This window comes from Pseudomonas sp. NBRC 111124 (assembly GCF_001320245.1).
Lineage (GTDB): Bacteria > Pseudomonadota > Gammaproteobacteria > Pseudomonadales > Pseudomonadaceae > Aquipseudomonas.
Genome location: NZ_BCBA01000001.1, coordinates 104,175 through 126,474 on the forward strand (window position 1 = coordinate 104,175; position 22,300 = coordinate 126,474).

Genomic DNA, 22,300 nt, shown 5'->3' on the forward strand with positions numbered 1-22,300 from the left:
GCCCACAGTGAAAAGCTGCACAGTCAAACAGGGGTGGCGACCAGCCAAAGCCGTGTTTACGCCGCTTGAGCCGCCAATACAAAACATTGACCCATGTCGCTAGACTTCACCTTTATCCCCTGACAAAGTAAGCAAATTCTCACGGACGAGGCCCACAACCCCGCAAGGCGATTCCATGGCAATCGATTCCGTTCTGTTTCGCATCCTCCGTGCGTTCACCCCCTTCAACCAGCGCCTGTTCCTGCGCCGCCTCACAAAGGAAGAGGTGAACCTGATCAACTACTTCCGCACCCTGCCCGAACGCGACCGGATCGCCGTGCGGTTCATGTGCACGGCGATTCACAAATCCTCCCCCAAAACGCACGATTGAAGGCTGAGCCCGGCCTCAGGCAACGACATCCAGCCCCATCTGCCAGAAATCAGCCTCCAGCCGTGAAGCCTGGCCAAAGATCTGTGCCAGCTCCACAAACCGCTGCTCGGTCATGCTCCGCGCCGCCAGTTCATCCAGGTGCTTGCGGGCCGCCGCTGCCACACCCTGATAAGCCTCCCCGGCATACTCGCCAATCCACTCCCGGTACGGGTGATCGCTCAGGTCGCCAATGCGCTCCGTCAGCGTACGGCCAATCTCGGCGTAACCGATCACGCACGGCGCCAACGCCACATGCAATTCGAGCAGGTCACCGGCCGCGCCGCAGTCGAGCACGTAGCGGGTGTAAGCCACGGTCGCCTGGTGCTCAGGCGCTGCCTGAATATCGGCCTGCGACAACCCCCAGCGCGCGCACAACCGCAGGTGCAGTTCGGTCTCGTCAAGAATCGCCGCCAGGCCCGCCTGGGCAGCGCGGATATCCGCCGGCAGGCGGCTCTTGTAGGCGGCCAGGGCCCAGGCGCGGGCGAACTGGATGAGGAACAGGTAGTCCTGGATCAGGTAGGTGCGGAAGGCTTCTTCCGACAAGGTGCCCTCGCCCATCTGCCGCACGAAGTCGTGGTCGACATAGCTGTTCCACTGCCCGGCCGTAGCGGCCTTCAAACGCTCGAAAATGTCCATGCTCATGCCTCCTCGCTGTAAACGGCGTCGAAGAAGGCAAGCTCCAGCTCAACGGTACGGGCATAGAAATCACTGGCCAACGCGGCCTCCTGAGGGCCGACACGGTCCAGCTCGGCTTTCAGGAATGCCACGAAATCGCAGAACGCCGGGTTGTCGTGCAGGGTGATCCATTCCGCGTAGACGAAGTTGGCCGGCAACGGCTTAGGCGCCTTGAGGGCCCAGTCCAGGTACAGGCCTTCGGCAACGTTCAGCACGGCCAGTGCGGCGGCATAGGAACGGGTGGCCGCCGCCTCGCGCATGATGGCCTTGAAACCTGCGGTTGGTGCAGTGTCGGCGGGCTCGGTGCGTTGCGCCGCGCTGACGTCCAGGGCCTCGAATGCACGCAGGAAGTAGGTGTTTTCGTCGCTGGAGATCATCCCGGCGAAGCGACCGAAACGCAGGCGGGCTTCATAGGTGTCGGCGGTGGCGATGGCGGCGCCGAGCAAGGTCAGGAAGCTGTCGAGAAAGCGGTGATCCTGGACCAGGTAGCGGACCATGATCGGGTCTGCCACGCTGCCGGCGCAGAGTTCGGTGACGAAACGGTGGCCGACGGCGGCCGACCAGGTCGGTTGATTCTGGCGTTGCAGGGTCTCGCTGAAGCGTTCGGTCATGGTGTGGCCTCGCAGTGAGGCCGGCAAAAGGCAGGTCGGCAGCCCCATCCCTTCGCCGGCATTATCCGGATCAGGTTCGAAGGGTCACCGCGCTGCAGGTGCCAGCGGTTTCTCAGCCCGTTGCCGGGCTCCCCTTGGTGGTCAACAGGTATACAGCGCCAATTGCGAATTGTCACCAATTCCATCACCGGAGTTGGGCCCCATCCTGCCCGTTTTCGGGGACTTGTACCCGGTCCTTGATACCCCGTTATTTAGCGTGCCTCAGGCGATATACGGAGTTGTTTAACAAAGTATTACCGCATTGTCTGTTGGCACAGCGGTTGCTCAGGCCATAAAAACCCGGCAATACGCCATTGATGGCCCTTAGCCATTTAGCCGCGAGCGAGGCACCAGGCAATGAAAACACCTGCCGTGATCCACCCCACCAGCCACGCCTTCACATTGTCTGCCGTGACCGCACTGATGCTCAGCCTCGGGCTGATCTCAGCCATGGCCGCCTCGCTGGATGATGTCAGCCAGCCGCCGCCGACGGACCCGTCGCATTACGATGACCAGCCCGCCGACCCCGGTCCAGCGCTGCTTAATCTGTTCAACCTGCCTGAGGCCAATCAAGGCTCACTGGAACTGCAAAACGGGGTCTACGGCGACCGTGCCAGCAACCGCGTCGATAACGTGCTGCCGCCAGCCTTGCAGACCTCACGCAACTACCCTACCAACGGCAAGCCGAGCCCGTTGTTCGGGGCGCAGCCGTTCACCCAACAATTGCTGCTGTTCGAAGAATTCGGCCCGGAAAAACTCGACCCCAACATTCCGCCACCGACGCTGACCTTCCCCGTTCCCACACTGGGCCCAGAACCTGCTCAAGACCCCAACGTGGTCGCGCGCAGCAGCCCCAACGGCAACGCCCTGGAAGCATTCCTCAAGCAACCGGGCCTGTACCCGTACCCAACCCAGTACGCCAACACCCTGGACCGCAACCCGTGGAAAGCGCAGATCGAGATGTTCCTCAACCGCAATTCGGTCGGTTCGCCGGCAGAAGGCCGGCCACCAGGAAAGGGCTGGTCGCACCAGCGCTGGAACGAGTTTTACCCCCAGGCGGCGTTCAAGACTGCGCAGGCAGGTGCGCGCATCAACCAGGGGCTGCGCGACCGCAAGCAGTTGCACAACTATGCCGTGGGCGAGTTCGGCCCGGGCGGGCTGTATTACCAGACCTCGGACATCCCGACTACCCTGGGCACCACCAAGGGCATCGACACCCGTTTCCACCCGAACATGCCGCTGCAGAACCACAAGTCGCTGTGGACCTTCGACGGTACCTTCCCGGCCAAGCTGCTGATGGTCCGCTATGGCCAGCCGGTGCTGATGCGTCATTACAACGCCCTGCCGATCGACCCGGCGGCGAACGCAGGCTTCGGCTTGCACACCATTTCCACCCATGAGCACAACGGCCACTCACCGGCCGAAAGTGACGGTTTCGCCAACGCCTACTTCTTCCCCGGCCAGTATTACGACTATCGCTGGCCGATCCAGCTGGCCGGCTACGACACGATCAACACCCGTGCTGAAGACCCGCGCGCCGCCTTCCCCTGCTCGCCTGGCGAAACCCTGTTCGTCAACGACGCCAACCCGGGGCTCAAGACCTGCGAGAACGGCAGCATCAAGATTCGTGGCGACTGGCACGAAACCATGAGTACCCACTGGTTCCACGACCACATGATGGATTTCACGGCGCAGAACGTCTACAAAGGCAACGCCGTGATGATGAACTACTACAGCGCGCTGGACCGCGGCAACGAAGCGCTGCAGGACGGCGTCAACCTGCGTTTCCCCAGCGGCTCGGGGATGGCGTGGGGCAACCGCGACTACGACGTCAATTTGCTGATCGCCGACAAGGCCTGGGATCAGAACGGCCAGCTGTGGTTCAACCCGTTCAACACCGATGGCTTCCTCGGTGACCAGGTACTGGTCAACTGGCAGTACTTACCCAAACTCAAGGTCCGCGCACGCAGCTACCGTTTCCGCATCCTCAACGGCTCGGTGTCGCGCTACTTCAAGTTCGCCGTGGTCCGTGAAATCGCCGGCAACAGTGGCGAGTTCAAAGGCCCTTCCGGCTCCAACGTGTCGTACGCCCGGGTGCCGTTCCACATGATCGCCAACGACGGCAACATCATGGAACACGCCGTGCCGTTCGACGGCACCCTGGACCTCAACGGTGACGGCAAGACCGACGACAACAACGGCATCCTGCCGCTGCAAGGCATCGCCGAGCGTTACGACATCATCATCAACTTCGCCAAGAACGGGATCAAGGTCGGCGACAAGCTGTACATCGTCAACATCATGGAGCATGAGACCGGCAAGGGCCCGAAACAGCCCATCCCGCTGGCCGACGTGCTGTCCGAGAAGTACAAGGCGGTGATCAAGCAGACCAGCATTGGGCCTCAATGGGACGGCGGCGACCCAGTGGTCGGCAAGGTCATGCAGTTTGTTGTGCAGCCTTACAGCGGCACCGACGTCAGCATGGACCCGAGCGCCTATGAACCGGCCAAACCGGGCAAGGCCGAAGGCCTGAAGATGATCCCGCTGGTGATTGATCGCAATGCCGTGGCAGACCAGGCCAAGATCAAGGCCGCCCGCCACCGCGAGTTCACCTTTGGCCGCTCCGACGGTACCGACACCACCCCCTGGACCATCAAGACCGACGGTGGCTTCGGCTACAGCATGGACCCACGGCGTATCTCCGCCGCAGCGCAACTGGCCAACGAAGCGACCCAGGGCGGCTTCAGTGGCGACGGTACCCTGGAGGTGTGGAAGATCAAGAACGGCGGCAGCGGCTGGAGCCACCCGGTGCATGTGCACTTCGAGGAAGGCGTGGTCCTCAGCCGTGACGGCAAAGCTCCGCCAGAGTGGGAAAAATGGGCACGCAAGGACGTCTACCGCATCGGCCCGGACGCCGACTCCTCCAGCGAAGTGGAAATGGCCATTCACTTCCGTGAGTTCGCCGGCACTTACATGGAGCACTGCCACAACACCCAGCACGAAGACAACTCGATGCTGCTGCGCTGGGACATCGAGCACCCGGGGCAGTTTCAGGTCATGCCCACACCGCTGCCGGGCTGGGATGGTGTGCAATACATGGCATCGGTAGGCCTGCCAACCTTCCGCACCGCCAGCAATAACAACAACGACACTGCCAACAAGCCACCGGTGGCCGTCAACGACAACGCCGCGACCACGGCCGGCAAGCCGATCGTGATCAACGTGCTCGCCAACGACACCGACCCCGAGGGCAACCTGCCGCTGACCGTCAAGGGCCTGAACCAGCCGGATTCCGGCAAGGGTACGGTCAGTACCGATGGCACCACCGTGACCTACACGCCACCGACCACGGTCGACACCCCGTTCACCGCCAGCTTTGCCTACACGGCGCGTGACGCCAAGGGTGCCGATTCGCTGAGCCCGGCCACGGTCAATGTGGCGGTGGGCCCGGCAGTGGTCGCAGACCAGATCCAGGTCACCAGCGCTGTGGTCCAGGTGCGCAGCAACAACCGCTACACCTGGGACATCTCTGGCACCATCTCGGTGGCCAACGGCAACAGCATCAGCGTGACCGCAGCCACCACCAGTGGCCCGCTGAACCTGGGCACGGCGACGCTGACCGCAGCGAGCAGCGGGGCACGCTGGCGGTTGTCGGTGTCCACTACCGGTAACGGCCCGGCTAGCCCGGCAACCATTACCGTGAAGTCGGCACTGGGTCAGAGCGTGACGGCGCCAATAACCATCAAGTGATTGTTCCAATGAAAAGGGGCCGCCTTGCGGCCCCAACTCCATCAACACGGGAGGAATGTGATCATGGCCCAGTCATGGCGTGTTCTGCTTGCCCTCACCCTGTTCGCCGCCGGCACCCATTACTGGCCCATCAAGCCGGCTGAATCGGCACAAACGGCGCCATCGACCGTAGCCACCACCCCATGGGGCGCCAGCTACTTCCCCAATACCCCGCTGGTCACCCAGGACGGCAAGCACGTGCGGTTCTTCGACGACCTGATCAAGGACAAGGTGGTGGCAATCAACTTCATCTTCACCGGCTGCTCCGACTCCTGCCCGGTGGAAACCGCCCGCTTGCGCCAGGTGCAAAAAATCCTCGGTGATCGGATTGGCAAGGACATCTTCCTCTACTCCATCAGCATCGATCCCTACAACGACACCCCCGCCACCCTAAAGCGCTACGCCGAAAAGTTCGGCATTGGCCCCGGCTGGACCCTGCTCACCGGCGAGCCTGAGGATATCGAACAGTTGCGCCGGCGCTTGGGCTTGTACATCGAAGGCCTTGAGAACGGTCGCTCCAAGGACCACAACCTGAGCCTGATCATCGGCAACCAGGCCACTGGCCGCTGGATGAAGGCCTCGCCCTTCGAAAGCCCGTACATCCTCGCCGACCGTCTGGGCAACAGCCTGCACAATTGGAAACAGGCCAGCGACAGGGCTAACGACTACGCCAGCGCACCGCAAATCCGCCCGCCCAGCAGCGGCGAACAGATCTTCCGCACCCGCTGCTCGTCCTGCCACACCGTGGGTAATACCGAGCCCGGCCAACCCGGCATCGGCCCCGACCTGCTCGGCGTGACCCAGCAACGCGACCCAAGCTGGCTGATACGCTGGCTGAAGGAACCGGACCAGATGCTGGCCGAGAAGGAGCCACTGGCCACCCTGCTTTACGAGCAGTACAACCGCCTGGCCATGCCCAACATGCGCCTGGGCGATACCGAGGTCAGCGCGCTGATTACCTACCTGCAGGAAGAAACCTCACGCATACAGGCCCCCCTGGCTGACCGGGGAAAACTTTAAAGGCAATTAGCCACCAGTCATGAGGCTGTCATCTATCTGTCGTATTTTTCGGCCTTCACCCAGGGTCGGGAAAACCAGCAGTGATCCGTCGCTCCCTCTCCTCTGCAGGCCTCCTGCGCCTGATGGTATTGATGCTCTGTGCAGCCACCCTGGCCTTCCTCTGGGGGCTGCACGTCACCCAGAAGGCCGCCGCACGCCAGGATGCACTGGCGGCCAAGGCGGCCGAGCATCTCAACCTGGCCTCTATCGTTGCCGAAAGCCTGCGCCAGCTGGTCGACCGCGCCCAGGCCGTCGGCCGGGTAACCCAGGACGACATGAAGACATTGCGTCAGGGCAGCCTGAGCCTGGCCAGGCTGCTGGCCGAGGACCCGGTGTTCAAGCGCATGAGCCTGTACGACCGCCAGGGTCGGCTGCTGTCTGCCAGCCACAGCGATGAAGCCGCAACTCTGCCCAGCGACTGGCTGAAACAACTGCAGGTGCATGTTGCCCATTACGGCTTCAAACCGTTCATGCCGCAGGTCACTCCAGACACCTCGGCACAGCCCCTGCCCAACTGGCGCCTGCCGTTCCTGCTGCCATTGACCGACCTGCCGGGCCGCGAGATCGACAACATTCTGGTCGTGCAGCTCGACATCGGCTACCTGGCGGTGCTGTTCCAGCACATCGACCTCGGCGACAGCGGCCTGATGCGCCTGATTCAGGAGGATGGCCAGGAGCGCCTACGTATCGATACCAGCGGCGTGGTCGTGACTGGGGGCAGCTTCGAGCCGGACATGGCAAACACTGACGAGGCGTCGGGGCAGCTGACCCAGTACGCGGCAGGGGTCCCCTATCAAAGCCTGTACCGGCGGGTGCCCGAGCGCGGTTTCGGCGTGCTGGTCAGCCAGCGCTATGACGAGATGCTTGCCCCGACGACGCGGGCCTACTCGCGGCAGTTCTGGCTGAACCTGAGCATGACCCTGATGATCCTCGCCAGCCTGGCCTGGACCCTGCGCCTGCTGCACAAGCGCCAGGAGGCGTTCAACGCCCTGGAGCACGCGCAGCAGGTCAACCAGCAACTGATCGACCGCCTGGAAGACGAACACCGGCGCAGCAGCCACGCCGCCGCCACCGACCACCTCAGCGGCCTGCACAACCGCCGCCAGTTCGTCGAAGTCGCCGGGCAAGCGCTGACCCGGCAACGCGGCAAGCGCCGCCTGATGGCGATCCTGTTCATCGACATGGACCGTTTCAAGTCGATCAACGACTCGCTCGGGCACAAGATCGGCGACCTGCTGCTGCAGGCCGTGGCCGGGCGCATTCAGCGCCTGCTGGAAACTGGCGACGAAGCCTCGCGCTTCGGCGGTGACGAATTCGTGGTGCTGCTGGCAGGCGAGCGCAGTGAGGAACAGATCAACAGCTGGGTACGCACGCTGGTACAGAAACTCTCGGCCACCTACGCCCTCGACGGCCAGGAGGTCAACACCAGCCCCAGTGTCGGGGTCAGCATCTGCCCGCGTGATGGCCAGGACATCGACAGCCTGATCCGCTGCGCCGATGCCGCCATGTACTCGGCCAAACAGGCCGGCCGTGCCCAGTACCGTTTCTTCGACCCCTCGCTGAACCTTTCCGACATCCAGGCCTTTACCCTCGAGCAGGCCTTCGGCACGGCCCTGACCGAACGCCAGTTCGTGCTGCACTACCAGCCGCAGATCCGCTTGGATAGCCACCGGGTCCTGGGCTATGAGGCCTTGGTGCGCTGGGACCATCCCGAGTTCGGGTTGCTCTATCCGGACCGCTTCATCAGCCTGGCCGAACGCAGCGGTTTCATCATCGAGCTGGGATGGGAGGTGCTGCGCCTGGCCTGCGAAGAACTGGCCCGCTGGAACGCACAGGGCCGCGAAGCGCGCCTGGCGGTGAATGTCTCGGCCATGCAGTTGCGCCAGGCCGACTTCAGCACCCGCCTGCTGGCCAAGCTGCAGCTGTACGGCATCAACCCGCAGCGCCTGGAGCTGGAGATCACCGAAACCACCATCCTCGACCCCGAAGGCACCGCCGTCGACCACCTGCATCGCCTGCGTGCTGCCGGGCTGGGCATCAGCCTGGACGACTTCGGCCGCGGCTACGCAGGCTTTGCGCACCTGCAGTCGCTGCCGCTGAGCAAGCTGAAAATCGACCGCTCGCTGATCGCGCCGCTGTCCAACAGCTACGACGACAGCCCGATCGTGTCCTCGACCATCATCCTGGCCAAGCGCCTGGGGCTGGAAGTGGTGGCCGAAGGCGTCGAGACCCGCGAGCAGGTGGTGTGCCTGAAGCTTGCCGGTTGCGATATCGCGCAGGGCTACCACTTCAGTCGGCCGCTGTCGCCGGCACAGTTGCTTGAATATCCGCCCTTCAACGGTATCGAGGAAAAGCCATGCGTGTTGTGAACCCTCTGAGGTTGGATTTTTGTCCAACCTCAGGGGCGCAGTTCACCCTGTAGGAGCGGCTTCAGCCGCGAAGAGGCCCGGACAGGCAAACCAATAAGCGTTATGGTGTCGCCAACATGAAGCTGGCATCACCACCATGACCGACATCGAGCGCTACGTCCGCGCCGCCACCCGCGACAACACCCGGCGCAGCTACCAGGCCGCCATCGAACACTTCGAGGCCCATTGGGGCGGGTTCCTGCCGGCCACCGCCGACAGCATCGCGCGCTACCTGGCCGACCACGCCGAACAGCACGCGGTCAGCACCCTGCGGCAACGCCTTGCCGCGCTCAGCCAGTGGCACATCAGCCAGGGCTTCCCCGATCCGACCAAGGCGCCGCTGGTGCGCCAGGTGCTGCGCGGCATTCGTACCTTGCACCCGACGCCTCCCCGGCAGGCCGCCCCGCTGTTGCTGCAGCACCTGCAAGCCGCCGTGGAACGTTTCGAGGCCGACGCCACCCAGGCCCGCGCAGGCCATGACCTACCGGCCCTGCGCCGCGCCCGGCGCGACACTGCCTTGCTGTTGCTGGGCTTCTGGCGCGGCTTTCGCGGTGATGAACTGGCGCGCTTACGCGTCGAGCACATCCAGGCCGAAGCCGGCGTCGGCATCACCCTGTTCCTCCCGCGCAGCAAGGGCGACCGCGAAGCGCTTGGCGTGCAGCACCGCACGCCGGCGCTGAAGACGCTGTGCCCGGTCAATGCCTATCTGCAATGGCTTGAAGTGGCCGGCATCGCCCACGGCCCGGTGTTTCGCAAGCTCGACCGTTGGGGCAACCTCAGCGACACGCCGCTCAACAGCAACAGCCTGGTCGGCCTGCTGCGACGCATGCTGGAGCGTGCCGGTGTGCCCGCCGCCCTGTACACCGGCCATTCCCTGCGCCGCGGCTTTGCCACCTGGGCAACGGCCAATGGCTGGGAGCTGAAGGCACTGATGAGCTACGTGGGCTGGAAAGACGCCAAGTCGGCCTTGCGCTACATCGATGCCGCGCAACGCTTTGGCGAGTTGGCCGTGTTACCAGCCAGCCAGGCGCAGGCGCTCATTCCCTGAAGGTGTACCGATCGGCGCTGGAGGTTGCACGGTATCAGCGGTGCTGCCCGGCGCACTGCCAGACACGGGCAATGTCACTGGCGCGATCCTGCAATAGCTGCGCGGCATTCGCGCAGGCCTGCTCCAGGGTCATCGGCCCGTTGGCCAGGGCAAAGGCCGCGTCGATACCGTGGGCATACAGCTGTTGGTAACCTTCGCCCAAGGTCCCGGCCAGCACCACCACCGGCACCCCGTGACGCTTGGCCACCCGCGCAACGCCCATGGGCGTCTTGCCGCGCAGGGTCTGGGCGTCGAAGCGCCCTTCACCGGTAATCACCAGGTCGGCGCCTTGCACCAGCGCGTCAAGGCCTGCCAGTTCGGCGACCACTTCCACGCCCGGGCGGAAGCGCGCGCCCATGAAGGCCTTGGCCGCAAAGCCCATGCCCCCGGCCGCCCCGCAACCGGGGAAGTCGCGCACGTCTTCACCCAGCAACTGCGCACAATGGTCGGCAAAATGGCCGAGGGCCTGGTCCAGCGCTTGCACCTGCTGCGGGTTAGCGCCCTTCTGCGGGCCGAAAATCGCCGAGGCGCCATTGGCGCCGCACAGCGGGTTGTCGACATCGGCCGCTACTTCCACCTGCACCTCGGCCAGGCGTGGGTCCAGGTCGCTGGCGTCGATACGCGCCAGCCGGGCCAGGGCCAGGCCACCCTCCTCCAGCGCTTGTCCATCGGCATCCAGCAGGCGCAGGCCCAAGGCCCGCAGCATGCCGCTGCCGCCATCGTTGGTGGCACTGCCGCCAATGGCCAGAACAATGCGTTGTGCACCGGCCGCCAGGGCGGCAGCAATGAGTTCGCCGGTGCCCCAGGTGGTGCTGCGGCAGGCATCGCGCTGGCCACTGGGCACCAGCTGGATACCGCTGGCCTGGGCCATCTCGATCACCGCGGTGCGGCTGTCTGCCAGCCAGCCCCAACCGGCTTCCACGCGCTGCCCCAACGGCCCGCGCACCGCCTGCCGGCGCAGTTCGCCATGGCTAGCCGCCACGATCGCCTCCATGGTGCCTTCGCCGCCATCGGCCATCGGGCATTCGACCAGTTCGGCAGCGGGCAGCGCCTGGCCCAGGCCAAGGGCGATAGCACGGGCGACACCGGCAGCGTCGAGGCTGTCCTTGAACGAGTCGGGGGCGATGACGATTTTCATGGGGATTCTCCTGTCCTGATGACTGGCATGCTGACAGTTGCATCGCGCGCCGGCCTCGGTCGGATGCACAAAAGGCCGGCGGCGTTGTTTGGGCAAATGCCTGTGCAAGCGTTCAGTCGGCCGGCAGCAGTTGCAGCCCCAGGTACAGACTGAGCATGCCTTCCAGGCGCAACGGGTCTACTTCGCCCAGTTCTGCGATGCGTTCCAGGCGGTAGCGCAGGCTGTTGCGGTGAATGCCCAGGGCATCGGCGCAGGCCTGGCTCTGGCCATCGTGTGCACACCAGGCGCGCAGCGTGGTCAGCAGCTGGCCGCTGGCATCGCGGGCGCGAATGCGCTGCAGTGGCTCGAGCAGCTCATCCAGCGCATCTTCGTTGCGGTGGCGCCAGAGCAAGGCCGGCAAGCGGTAGCGGCTGAGGCTCAGTAGCTGTTCCTTCGGCAGCACCTCACGGCCATAGGCCAGCAAGTCGCGCACCCGACGGTAACCCCGACGCAGTTGCTCCAGGCTCTGCGCCGCGCTGCCCAGTGCCAGGCGTTCGACCTCCCAGCCGTGGCGCTGCAGGCGTTCGATCAGGCGGGCCTCATCCAGCACCAGCCCCGCCGGCCGGCACCACAGCAACGACTCGCGCGAAGGGCTCACGCACCAGCTTTCGGGGTAGCGGTTCATCAACCAGGCCGACAGCGTTTCGGCAGGAGGCCCGGATTGCAGTTCGAACAGGCACGGCACCCGTGGCAAGTGGGGTTTCAGGCCCAACTGCTGCGCCTCGTCCAGCAGCCGCGGCGAATCACCACTGCTGCCGAGCAGCAACGCCAGCAAGTCGTCGCAACGCTGGCGCCGCCACTGCTGCTCGACCTGCAGGTGGCGTTGCGCCAGGAGCATCTCGGCGGTCATGCGCACCAGCTCGCCGTAGGTGCGCAGTTGCTGAGGGTCACCGGTCAGCCCGAGCACGCCGATCAGGCGCCCGTCGAGCATCAACGGCAGGTTGACCCCCGGCTGCACGCCCTTGAGGCACTTGGCCGCATCGACGTCCAGCTCGACCACCCGGCCATTGGCCAACACCAGCTGCGCGCCCTCGTGGCGGGTATTGATGCGCTCCGGCTCGCCACTGCCGAGGATCAAGCCTTGGCTGTCCATGACATTGACGTTGCAGGGCAGAATGGCCATCGCCCGATCGACGATATCCTGCGCCAGGTCATGGTCCAGTTCGAACATTCAAGAGTCCTTGCAGAAGAAGTTTGCAGCCATCATCCATGGAGGAGCGATAGCTGTACAACTGAGGCTCAGATGATGGCATACGGCGTTGCCCTAGACCAAGGTGGACAAAGACGGGCATTTGGCAGAAGCAAGCCAACTGCAAGCTTCTGAAGCACTACACTCGATAAGGATGAAGTGGACTCATTGGCGTCCCGCAATGCATATGGAAGGTCACCATGGCTGAACCGATACTGAGCAGCACTCCCACCATTGCAGTCTTCGACAACCGTGGCTTAGCCGTACGCAACATCGCCTACCACTGTCATCCGGACGCACCGGTTACAAGGTCTGAGCAAATCAGCCATCACTTCTACGGCGCTCGCGGTTTTTTGGCCTGGCGCGCAGACCCGCGTCTGCATGCTGCCGGGTTGACGAACTTCAACTACAACAATGAACTGCTCGGCAATGTCGTACGCGCACAGGGCGTGGATAACGGGACCGTCCTGTCACTCAGCAGTGTCGGCGGACAGCCGCTGGTAGCCGTTAATAATATCGGCATCGCTGACGATGGTACGGCAGACGATGAGCAGGCCGTGACCCATACTTGGTATTACGAAGATAGCGGTCTGACCGGACGCCTGCTAAGCATCTGCGAACAGGCCAGCGGTGAAACTGCCCGAGATACAGAGCGTTTTATATACGGCGGGAATACGCCAAGCGAACAGGCCTTGAACCTGTGTGGGCGGAAAGTTGGCCATTTTGACCCTGCAGGATTTGTACAGACGGACAGTATCTCCCTGACAGATGTCCCTTTTTCAGTGACCCGCCGCTTGCTTGACGATGCCGAAAACCCTGATCGCATGGTTCTTGGGGATAACGCACTGGGTTCAGCTACGTATACCTCTCTGATCACCACAGATGCCCTCGGCGCTACGCTGATTACTGTCGACGCGGCAGGCAATCGGCAACGCATGACCTATGACCTGGCGGGGCTACCCCGCGGTAGCTCACTGACACTCAATGGCGCTAAAGAGCAAGTTATCGTCCAGGCCGTAACCCATTCAGCCACCGGTGCAACGCTGCGCGAGGTGCACGGCAATGGTGTAATGACTACCTTTGCTTACCAAGCGCAAACGCAACGCCTGGCGGGCAACAGAACGGAGCGCCCTGGCGGGCATGCTGCCGGCGCCTGCGTCCTGCAAGATTTGTCTTATACCTACGACCCTGTAGGCAACGTAACCAACGTGCGCAATGATGCGCAAGAAGTCTATTTCTGGCGTAACCAGAAAGTGGTCGCAGAGAACGTATACACCTATGACAGTCTTTACCAACTGGTCAAGGCTACCGGACGTGAAATGGCAAATTCACGCTGGCATGAATGTCATTCACCCGTTCCAGCCTCTGGCTTCGACAGCAGTACGCATACAAACTATACCCGCACTTATGACTATGACAGCGCTGGCAACTTGTTGCGTATGAGGCACAGTGCAGGCGCAACGGGCAATGGGTACACCACTGATATCACGTTGAGCGACCGAAGCAACCGGGGTGTGCTGAGCACACTGACGGAAGATCCCGCTGCAGTAGACCTGTTGTTCACCCCAGCCGGGCAACAGAGAACCTTGCAACCTGGCCAGCAACTGAATTGGACACTACGTGGTGAATTATCGAGCTTCGAACCTCTTACGCGCGTTGACGCAACCAACGACGGTGAGTATTACCGGTATGATGCGCAAGGCCAGCGCAGCCTGAAGATCACTCGTCAGCAGTTGAAAGACACCCGACAGACGCGGCAGGTCATTTATTTACAAGGACTCGAACTGAGGCACAGGCTCAACGGTGACGACCTTGAGGAAGCCCTGCAAGTCATAGGCATGACCGCTACCGGCGCTGCGCATGTGCGGGCATTGCACTGGAAGAGCGGCAGGCCGGAAAACATTGATAATGATCAACTGCGATACAGCTACCCCCTGCTCAATGGCAGCAGTGGCCTGGAGCTCGATGGCGCCGGCAAAGTGATCAGCTTCGAAGAGTACTATCCCTATGGCGGCACTGCCATGTTCATGGCGCGAAGCCAGGTTGAAGCAGACTACAAGGTGTTTAAATATTCAGGCAAAGAGCGAGATACCACGGGGCTCTATTATTACGGATTCAGGTATTATCAGCCTTGGTTGGGAAGATGGTTGAGTGCTGATCCTGCAGCTAGCATTGATGGGCTCAATTTATTTCGATTCTGTCGTAATAATCCGTCTACGCTGACTGACAACGAAGGGCTACAAGGGGAGGATCCGGCTTATGCATCGCTGCTGGCGCTAACCCAATGGGCTTGGGAACAGCCATCACCGAACACACTAGCAATAATAGCGCGTTACCACAAGTTAAGCTCCAGTGAAGAAACGACACCCGAAATGACCCGCGAAGAGTCAACGGCGCAAGTCTATCACTTGGCAAAATTGGCGAAACAGTACAAAACACTCCTTGACATCTATCCTCAACAGCAACCCGATGTAAAGCTTGGACAGCTCAGCGCACGAAGCCATCAGCTCCAGCAGTTACCGACGCAGAGCGCAGGCTATTTTCGAATGAAGCCTAACGGTGCAGCAAAGCGGCCAAAAACCACTAGATCCCGTTTCAACATCTCAGTGAAAAAAGCCTATATAAATGAGCTCAGCGCAGCAGTAGCAGAAACCACAACAGCACTACCGCAGTATATACGACAAAGCAAAATCGCTGCTCACGACACGATTGGTCACGCATCTGAAAGTGCGGTATTGTACCTTCACACGCAAGACCAACAGTCAGCCAAGCAAGTAATAACCTACCTGAGTTCGAGATACGAAGAAATGTTCGCAGGCACAGACATAAAGGTGCAGGACACCATGGCTGATCATCCGAGTGTCGGGATGATGAGAGTGTTCAAGGGCGTTCATTATAGGGAGTTTTCATCTGTCGAGAATGCTCGAGGGGCGGCCACCATTGCGGAAAGAGTGAGCGATATTATAACTTCCGCGCTTCAGCGTAAGAATCACCCAACATCACCCACACCTGCGGAAGCTCTGGATTTTGCATTATTTTCCTTCGGGCGCAGTCGAGTGAATCCAGCGTTGGTAGTTAAGACCCCTAGCAATCCCTCACAACGGAAAGCGAGCCATGTTCGACAGTAACCTCAGTAAATCGCAGCCATAGCTATCGGGCCGATCCCGTACGTGACTGTAATGCGGCGTTGGGTTGATGGTTACTGGAGCACATGCACCCTCTGCTTTTGTTGCAAGGCACAGCGTCATGAACGTTATGTTGTGCAAAAGCACAAAGACAGGCGCATCGCACTCCCCGAGACTCGTCAGGGCGAGCGCCGGCACAGGCGACGCGGCGACAACCATAACAACAGAGACCACGATCATGGCACACAGCCCCGCCCCTGACCAAGGCACCGATATCACCCGCAACGCGCTGTACCGGCGCATAACCCTGCGGCTGATCCCGTTCATTTTCATCTGCTACCTGTTCAACTACCTGGACCGCGTCAACGTCGGCTTCGCCAAGCTGCAGATGCTCGATGCACTGAAGTTCAGCGAAACCGTGTACGGCCTCGGCGCCGGCATCTTCTTCATCGGCTACGTGCTTTGCGGCCTGCCGAGCAACCTGGCGCTCAACCGCTTCGGCCCGCGGCGCTGGATTGCGGCGATGATGATCGCCTGGGGCAGCCTGTCGACCTGCCTGCTGTTCGTCACCACCCCCACCGAGTTCTACAGCCTGCGCCTGCTGACTGGCGCCGCCGAAGCGGGCTTCTTCCCCGGCGTGGTGCTGTATCTTTCGCGCTGGTTCCCCGCTGACCGCCGCGGCCGCATCATGGCCCTGTTCATGTCGGCGATCCCGGTGTCGGGCCTGCTCGGCGGGCCGTTCTCCGGCTGGATCCTCGAACACTTCGCCGCCGGCCAACATGGCCTGGCCGGCTGGCAGTGGATGTTCCTGATCCAGGGCGTGCCAACCGTGATCCTCGGTGTGCTGGCGGTCAAGCTGCTCAGCGATGGCTACCAGAAAGCCGCCTGGCTGAGCCCAGCGGAACGTCAATTGATCGCCGCCGACCTGGAGGCCGACGCCGCCAGCAAGCCGAACACCACCGGCGACAGCGTCATGGCTGTGCTGACCAACCCGCTGATCTGGACCTTCGGCTTCGTCTACTTCTGCATCCAGAGCGGCGTGTACGCGATCAACTTCTGGCTGCCGTCGATCATCAAGAACATGGGCTTCGACAACCCGCTACTGATCGGCTGGCTGAGCGCCATTCCGTACCTGCTGGCCGGGGTGTTCATGATCCTCTGCGGTCGCTCGGCAGACCTGCGCAACGAACGCCGCTGGCACCTTGTAGTCCCGATGCTGATGGGCGCCGTCGGCCTGCTGATCGCGGTCAACTTCGCCGGCAACCCGACCATCGCCATCCTTGGCCTGTCGATTGCAACCATGGGCGCCCTCACCGGCCTGCCGATGTTCTGGCCGATGCCGACCGCGCTGCTCAGCGCCAGTGCCGCAGTGGCGGGCCTGGCGATCATCAACTCGGTGGGCCAGATGGCCGGCTTCCTCAGCCCGTACCTGGTTGGTTTTATCAAAGACCAGACCGGCTCGACCGATGCCGCGCTGTATTCACTGGCCGCGCTGATCGTACTGGGTAGCCTGGTGGCCCTGCGGGTTACCCGGGCCGGTGCACTGAATACTGCCCGGGCCCATTGAGGCATTCGCGGCCGTTCGACGCGCCCGCTCCCACAGGCCTCAAGGGCCATGCAGTACCTGTGGGAGCGGGTTCACCCGCGAAGAGGCCGGTACAATTCTCCACCGATCGTCAGATCAACGCATCCCCCCCTTACCCCAGGCGTCAAATGGTTCCAAAGGCCCCTTTGGAGAAGCCCCATGACCCAGCACGCCGTGGCCCGCCTCGAACAGCTCGACCCCAAGCGCCCCTTGCGCGTCCAGGCCGGCAACGAAGAAATGATCCTCATCCGCCAGGGCGACCAGGTCCACGCTTACCAAGGCAACTGCCCGCACGAAGGTGCGCCGCTGGAAGAAGGCGTGATCTGCGGTGGCCTGCTGGTCTGCCCCTGGCACAAGGCCGCGTTTGCCGTCGATGAAGGTGCGGTGTGCGAACCACCGGCCCTGACGGACCTGCGCAGGTACCGGGCCTGGGTCAAGGATGGCGAAGTGTGGGTCGACGACCAGCCCTTGCCGAAGAACGAGCCACCACGCCACAGCGATGCCCGCACCTTCGTGGTTGTTGGTGCCGGTGCGGCTGGCTCGGCGGCAGTCGCCACGCTGCTCGACCACGGCTTTGGCGGGCGCCTGATCTGGCTAGATCAGGAGCGCCAACCGGCCTATGACCGCACGGCCCTGAGCAAATTCGTCATCGCCGGTGAAATGGCGCCCGACGAGGTGTCTCCTTTGCTCGAGCCCGACCAGCTGCGCAAAGGCCATCTGGATCGGCGCTTCGGCAAAGTGCGTGCACTGGATGCCAAAAAGCGCCAGATCACCCTCGCCGACGGCCAACATATCGATTACGACGCCGCCCTGCTGGCCACGGGCGGCAAGCCGCTGCGCCCGCAGCTGCCAGGTGTCGACCTGCCCGGCATCATGACCCTGCGCTCGCGCGAAGATGCTGCACGCCTGCTCGATGCTGCCGAACCTGGGCAGAACTTGGTGATTGTCGGAGACGGCTTCATTGGTCTGGAAGCCGCCGCGGCGCTGCGAAAGTATGGCGCGCAGGTGCATGTGGTCACGCGTCATGAGGTGCCTTTGGCCAAACAGCTAGGTGAGCGTATCGGCCGCTGCATTCGCGAGCTGCATGAGCGCAAGGGCGTGGTGTTCCATGGCCCGACCGATGTCGAGCGCTTCCTGGGTGAAGACAAGGTCGAAGCCGTGCTGCTGGCCAATGGCGAAAAGCTGGTTACCTCGCTGGTACTGCTCGGCACCGGTGTAAAGCCGGCCACGGCCTTCGTGCAAGGTGTGCAACTGGCCAAGGACCAGTCGTTGCCGGTCGATGCCGAACTGCACGCGGCAGATGGCCTGTGGGCTGCTGGCGATATCGCCACCTTCCCTCACGCAGGGCGGCCGGTGCGCATCGAGCACTGGCGCCTGGCCCAGCAGCATGGAGTGATAGCGGCGGCCAATATGCTGGGTGAGCAACGCCGCTACAACGATGTGCCGTTTTTCTGGACCTACCAGCACGGGCGCACCTACGAGGTGCTGGGGCATGCACGGGACTGGGACCGCATCGAGTTCGTCGGGGAGCCGGAAAAAGGCGACTTCATTGCCTTGCAATGCGCCGGAAACCTGGTCGAGGCGGTGATTGCCAAAGGTTACTCGGATGCCATGGCGACGCTGTCGCAGCGTATGAAGCGGCCTTTGACCCTGGATGAAGCCTTGGCGTTGATCCGTTAACTTCACCGGCCTTTTTGCGGACCAGGCAGCACAAAACCAGCTAAGGTTTCTCCACATCCAATAACAAGAACCCCTTGGAGCGCCCATGCCCGCTCAGACCCGCGCCAGGGAACTGGCCGCCTTCGTCGACAGCCATTTCGCCAGCCGAGGCCTGGTGCCGGAAACCGTCATCGCCGAGTCCTGGTACCGCAGCATCAATCAGCACCGCCTCGACCCTGGCCTGCGCCACGTCGACAACATCCTCAGTGCTGGCGAGATCCGCCAGCACCAGGCCCAACACGAAGCCTACCTGGCGATCGCCAGCCAAGGTGTCAGCGGCCTCGCCCGGCGTGTGGTGGACGCCGGCTTCGCCGTGCTGCTCAGCGACGCCGACGGTATCACCTTGGATGCCCGCCTGCCTGTCGATCACCAGCGCTACACCCGTTCTGGCCTGATCGTCGGCGCCCGCTGGGACGAGTCCATCGCCGGCACCAATGGCATCGGCACCGCGCTGGCTTCACAACAGGCGCTGACCATCCACCGCCAGGAACACTTTCTGGCCGCCAACGCCCGGCTCAGTTGTTCGGTGTCGCCGATCTTCGACGCCCACAACCAGCTGCTGGGTTGCCTCAATGCCACCTGCCTGTACAACGATGGGCCCAAGCAGGCCCAGCACCTGACCCTGCAACTGGTGACCCTGTATGCCCGGCTGATCGAGAACACCCATTTTCGCCAACGCTACCGCGACCGCCTGACCCTGGCGCTGAAACCGCGCGACGACTTCACCGACCTGGCCGCCGAGCAGCTGCTGGCCTTGGACGAAGGCGGCCGGGTGATCGGCGCTAACCGTGCAGCGTTCCTGGCCCATGACGGCAACCTGCTGGGCCTGTGCATCAACCAGTTGCTGCCCGCCGACATCGACCAGCTGCTCGACCTCACCCGTGGCGGCGCCCAGGGCACCCGACTGCATAGCCATGACCAACAACGGTTGCTCGACGTCGGCCTGCGCGTACCGGGCGGCTACCGCCAAGCTGCAGCCGTTCGCCCGTCGGTATTGTGCGAGGGTCCCCCAGGCCTTGCGCAGCTGGCTGGCAACGACCTGCACTTGCAACAAGGCGTGCGACGGCTGCGCAAGGTGCTCGACAAGGACATCGCCATTCTGCTCTGCGGCGAAACCGGTACCGGCAAGGAGGCCTTCGCCCGCGCCCTGCACCAGGCCAGCCAGCGGCATGGCAAAGCGTTCGTGGCACTCAACTGCGCCGCGATACCCGAATCGCTGATCGAGAGCGAGCTGTTCGGCTACCGCGCTGGCAGCTTCACCGGGGCTAACCGCAAAGGGATGAAAGGCAAGCTTGAGCAGGCCAACGGCGGCACACTGTTCCTCGATGAAATCGGCGACATGCCGACGCACCTGCAAACCCGGTTGCTGCGGGTGCTGGCCGAGCGCGAGCTGGTGCCATTGGGCGCGGAAACACCTGTCGCGCTGGATGTTCAAGTCATTTCAGCGACGCACCAGGACTTGCCGGCAATGATTGCCGACAAGCGTTTCCGGGAAGACCTTTACTACCGTTTGTGCGGCCTGCGCATGCAGCTGCCAGCATTGCGTGAGCGCAGTGACCGGCGCGAATTGATCGAACAGCTGCTCGCCGGGCTGTCCAGTGGTATGCGTTTAAGCGATGAGGCCCGTGACTGTTTGCTCAGCCAAGCCTGGCCCGGCAACGTGCGGCAGTTGCTCAATGCGCTGCGCCAGGCGGTAGCGTTGGCCGAAGGTGACGTGATCGAACTGGCTGACTTGCCGGAGGATCTGCTGGAGCCGGTGTCGGCTGCCAGGGCGACGGCACTGGAGCAGCAGGTCGAGGATCTCGAAGCGCGGCATTTGCTGGCGGTATTGCGGCGCGAACGCTGGCACATGAGCGCGGCGGCGCAGGCAGCAGGGATATCGCGATCCACCTTGTATCGGAAGATGAAACGCTACGGGATCGTTCAGCCGAACCAGCAAGGTTGACTGTACCGGCCCCTTCTCGAAGGGACCGGTACAGGTTTACCCGTTAGCCTTGGATATAGACGACCTGGGTCCGGGTGTACTCATACAACCCATGCTTGCCATCAGCGCCGCCAATCCCCGATTTGCGTGCCCCGGCATGGAACCCTTGCATGGCCTCGAAGTTCTCCCGGTTGATGTAGGTTTCGCCGAAATCGATCTCGCGGCAGGCTTTCAACGCCGCGTTCAGGTCGCGGGTGTAGATCGACGAGGTCAACCCGTACTCGCTGTCGTTGGCCAGCGCAATCGCCTCATCCAGATCGTCCACCACCTGGATCGGCAGCACCGGCCCGAAGATCTCCTTGCGCATGATCTCCATGTCTGCCTTGCAACCCGCGAGCACGGTCGGCTGATAGTGGAACCCTGCGCCCAGGTCGGCCACCTGGCCACCGGTGGCCCGTTGCGCGCCCTGCCCGATCGCCGTGCGCACCATCTGCGCCACCTTGTCCAGCCCGGCCTGGTTGATCAGCGGTCCCATGTCCAGGTCAGCCTGCTGCGAAGGGTCGCCATAGCGGGTAGCGGCCATGGCCTGGGCTACCTTGTCGATGAAGGCATCGGCGACCTTGCGCTCCACATAGACACGTTCGGCACAGTTGCACACTTGCCCGGTATTGATCACCCGCGAGGCGACAATGGCCTTCACCGCCAGCTCAAGGTCGGCATCAGCCAGCACGATGGCCGGTGCCTTGCCGCCCAGCTCCAGGTTGAGCTTGGTGATGTTCGGCGCCGCCGAAGCCATGATGCGTGCGCCGGTGGCCACGCTGCCGGTAAAGCTCACCAGGTCCACCCCGGCGTGGCTCGACAGGCCGTGACCAACGCTTGCACCTTTGCCACCAATGACGTTGAACACCCCCGCCGGCAGGTCGGTTTCAGCCACCAGCTTGGCGAACGCGTAACAGTTGATCGGGGTTTCTTCGCTGGGCTTGATCACGATGGTGTTCCCCGTCAGCAAAGCCGGAGCCATCTTGCGGGCGATCAGGAAGAACGGGAAGTTCCACGGCAGGATGCCAGCCACCACGCCGAGCGGTTTGCGCATCAGGAAAATGTGTTCATTGGCACGGTCGCTGGTCAGCACCTCGCCTTCCAGGCGGCGCGCCCACTCGGCCATGTAATCGAGGTAATCGGCGGTGAAGTTGACTTCGACCTGGGCAAGCCCCGGCACTTTGCCACCTTCCTGAGTGATGATACGCGCCAGGCGGTCTGCATTGGCCCGTACCTTCGCAGCGATCTGGCGCAAATAGCCGGCACGCTCGATAGCGGTTTTTGCAGCCCAGCCTTTCTGCGCCCTGCGCGCTGCGGCAACGGCCCGTTCCACCTGCTCGGCGGGCGATTCGGGCACGCGGCCGAGCAATTGGCCATTGGCCGGGTTGTAGACCTCGAGCAATGACTCGCTGGCAACGAACGCGTTGTCGATGAAGTTCTGGTAAACCGAATCGGTCATGGTCGT

At 62.7% G+C, this 22,300-nt stretch carries 14 protein-coding genes and 1 riboswitch; of the genes, 9 read left to right on the forward strand and 5 right to left on the reverse strand.

Features of this window, described 5'->3' with window-relative positions; all coding sequences use genetic code 11:
- Window positions 1-175: 175 nt before the first annotated feature.
- Complete coding sequence (locus APH28_RS00465; RefSeq protein WP_060507080.1) at window positions 176-370, forward strand: hypothetical protein; 195 nt, start codon at window positions 176-178, stop codon at window positions 368-370.
- Window positions 371-385: 15 nt separating this feature from the next.
- Here APH28_RS00465 and tenA read toward each other — a convergent pair whose 3' ends face one another.
- Window positions 386-1,051: a thiaminase II gene (gene tenA / locus APH28_RS00470; protein WP_060507081.1), complete on the reverse strand. Its 666-nt coding sequence runs from the start codon at window positions 1,049-1,051 to the stop codon at window positions 386-388.
- Window positions 1,048-1,695 carry a TenA family protein gene (locus APH28_RS00475; protein WP_060507150.1) on the reverse strand — a complete coding sequence of 216 codons (648 nt, stop codon included), beginning with the start codon at window positions 1,693-1,695 and terminating at the stop codon, window positions 1,048-1,050. The genes tenA and APH28_RS00475 overlap by 4 nt, the downstream gene beginning before the upstream one ends.
- 30 nt (window positions 1,696-1,725) lie before the next feature.
- A riboswitch (TPP riboswitch) is annotated at window positions 1,726-1,840 on the reverse strand.
- Window positions 1,841-2,091: 251 nt separating this feature from the next.
- Here APH28_RS00475 and APH28_RS00480 point away from each other — a divergent pair.
- The 4 genes from APH28_RS00480 to APH28_RS00495 all read left to right on the forward strand — a co-directional run bounded on the left by APH28_RS00480 (window position 2,092) and on the right by APH28_RS00495 (window position 10,038).
- The gene (locus APH28_RS00480) at window positions 2,092-5,484 is read left to right on the forward strand and encodes an Ig-like domain-containing protein (RefSeq protein ID WP_060507082.1); all 3,393 of its coding nucleotides are present in this window, start codon (window positions 2,092-2,094) and stop codon (window positions 5,482-5,484) included.
- 63 nt (window positions 5,485-5,547) lie between these two features.
- Window positions 5,548-6,543, forward strand: a complete 996-nt coding sequence (locus tag APH28_RS00485) for an SCO family protein (RefSeq protein WP_060507083.1) — start codon at window positions 5,548-5,550, stop codon at window positions 6,541-6,543.
- Window positions 6,544-6,623: 80 nt separating this feature from the next.
- On the forward strand, window positions 6,624-8,951 hold the full coding sequence (locus APH28_RS00490; RefSeq protein WP_060507084.1) for a bifunctional diguanylate cyclase/phosphodiesterase: 2,328 nt from the start codon (window positions 6,624-6,626) through the stop codon (window positions 8,949-8,951).
- A 136-nt stretch (window positions 8,952-9,087) separates the two neighbouring features.
- Window positions 9,088-10,038, forward strand: coding sequence for a site-specific integrase (locus tag APH28_RS00495; RefSeq protein ID WP_060507085.1), 951 nt, complete (start codon window positions 9,088-9,090; stop codon window positions 10,036-10,038).
- A 34-nt stretch (window positions 10,039-10,072) separates the two neighbouring features.
- Here APH28_RS00495 and APH28_RS00500 read toward each other — a convergent pair whose 3' ends face one another.
- Entirely contained in the window at window positions 10,073-11,215 is a 1,143-nt protein-coding gene (locus APH28_RS00500; RefSeq protein ID WP_060507086.1) for a glycerate kinase, read from the reverse strand.
- A gap of 112 nt (window positions 11,216-11,327) precedes the next feature.
- Window positions 11,328-12,425, reverse strand: coding sequence for a sugar diacid recognition domain-containing protein (locus tag APH28_RS00505; RefSeq protein WP_060507087.1), 1,098 nt, complete (start codon window positions 12,423-12,425; stop codon window positions 11,328-11,330).
- A gap of 218 nt (window positions 12,426-12,643) precedes the next feature.
- On the opposite strand from APH28_RS00505, the gene APH28_RS00510 reads away from it, so the two are divergent.
- The 4 genes from APH28_RS00510 to APH28_RS00525 all read left to right on the forward strand — a co-directional run bounded on the left by APH28_RS00510 (window position 12,644) and on the right by APH28_RS00525 (window position 20,817).
- Window positions 12,644-15,571: an RHS repeat-associated core domain-containing protein gene (locus tag APH28_RS00510; protein WP_060507088.1), complete on the forward strand. Its 2,928-nt coding sequence runs from the start codon at window positions 12,644-12,646 to the stop codon at window positions 15,569-15,571.
- 235 nt (window positions 15,572-15,806) lie between these two features.
- Window positions 15,807-17,135: an MFS transporter gene (locus tag APH28_RS00515; protein ID WP_060507089.1), complete on the forward strand. Its 1,329-nt coding sequence runs from the start codon at window positions 15,807-15,809 to the stop codon at window positions 17,133-17,135.
- 177 nt (window positions 17,136-17,312) lie between these two features.
- Window positions 17,313-18,833, forward strand: a complete 1,521-nt coding sequence (locus APH28_RS00520) for an FAD-dependent oxidoreductase (protein WP_060507090.1) — start codon at window positions 17,313-17,315, stop codon at window positions 18,831-18,833.
- Window positions 18,834-18,918: 85 nt separating this feature from the next.
- Entirely contained in the window at window positions 18,919-20,817 is a 1,899-nt protein-coding gene (locus tag APH28_RS00525; RefSeq protein ID WP_060507091.1) for a sigma-54-dependent Fis family transcriptional regulator, read from the forward strand.
- A gap of 43 nt (window positions 20,818-20,860) precedes the next feature.
- On the opposite strand, the gene aldA is transcribed toward APH28_RS00525, so the two are convergent.
- Complete coding sequence (gene aldA / locus APH28_RS00530) at window positions 20,861-22,294, reverse strand: aldehyde dehydrogenase (RefSeq protein ID WP_060507092.1); 1,434 nt, start codon at window positions 22,292-22,294, stop codon at window positions 20,861-20,863.
- Between the last annotated feature and the right edge of the window lie 6 nt (window positions 22,295-22,300).

What these genes read in the sequence shown, in the direction of transcription:
- APH28_RS00475 (WP_060507150.1), bottom strand. Translation starts at nt 1,695, where the DNA reads ATGACCGAACGCTTCAGCGAGACCCTGCAACGCCAGAATCAACCGACC.
- APH28_RS00515 (WP_060507089.1), top strand. Translation starts at nt 15,807, where the DNA reads ATGGCACACAGCCCCGCCCCTGACCAAGGCACCGATATCACCCGCAAC.
- APH28_RS00525 (WP_060507091.1), top strand. Translation starts at nt 18,919, where the DNA reads ATGCCCGCTCAGACCCGCGCCAGGGAACTGGCCGCCTTCGTCGACAGC.
- APH28_RS00480 (WP_060507082.1), top strand. Translation starts at nt 2,092, where the DNA reads ATGAAAACACCTGCCGTGATCCACCCCACCAGCCACGCCTTCACATTG.
- APH28_RS00500 (WP_060507086.1), bottom strand. Translation starts at nt 11,215, where the DNA reads ATGAAAATCGTCATCGCCCCCGACTCGTTCAAGGACAGCCTCGACGCT.
- APH28_RS00510 (WP_060507088.1), top strand. Translation starts at nt 12,644, where the DNA reads ATGGCTGAACCGATACTGAGCAGCACTCCCACCATTGCAGTCTTCGAC.
- APH28_RS00465 (WP_060507080.1), top strand. Translation starts at nt 176, where the DNA reads ATGGCAATCGATTCCGTTCTGTTTCGCATCCTCCGTGCGTTCACCCCC.
- tenA (WP_060507081.1), bottom strand. Translation starts at nt 1,051, where the DNA reads ATGAGCATGGACATTTTCGAGCGTTTGAAGGCCGCTACGGCCGGGCAG.
- aldA (WP_060507092.1), bottom strand. Translation starts at nt 22,294, where the DNA reads ATGACCGATTCGGTTTACCAGAACTTCATCGACAACGCGTTCGTTGCC.
- APH28_RS00520 (WP_060507090.1), top strand. Translation starts at nt 17,313, where the DNA reads ATGACCCAGCACGCCGTGGCCCGCCTCGAACAGCTCGACCCCAAGCGC.
- APH28_RS00505 (WP_060507087.1), bottom strand. Translation starts at nt 12,425, where the DNA reads ATGTTCGAACTGGACCATGACCTGGCGCAGGATATCGTCGATCGGGCG.
- APH28_RS00495 (WP_060507085.1), top strand. Translation starts at nt 9,088, where the DNA reads ATGACCGACATCGAGCGCTACGTCCGCGCCGCCACCCGCGACAACACC.
- APH28_RS00485 (WP_060507083.1), top strand. Translation starts at nt 5,548, where the DNA reads ATGGCCCAGTCATGGCGTGTTCTGCTTGCCCTCACCCTGTTCGCCGCC.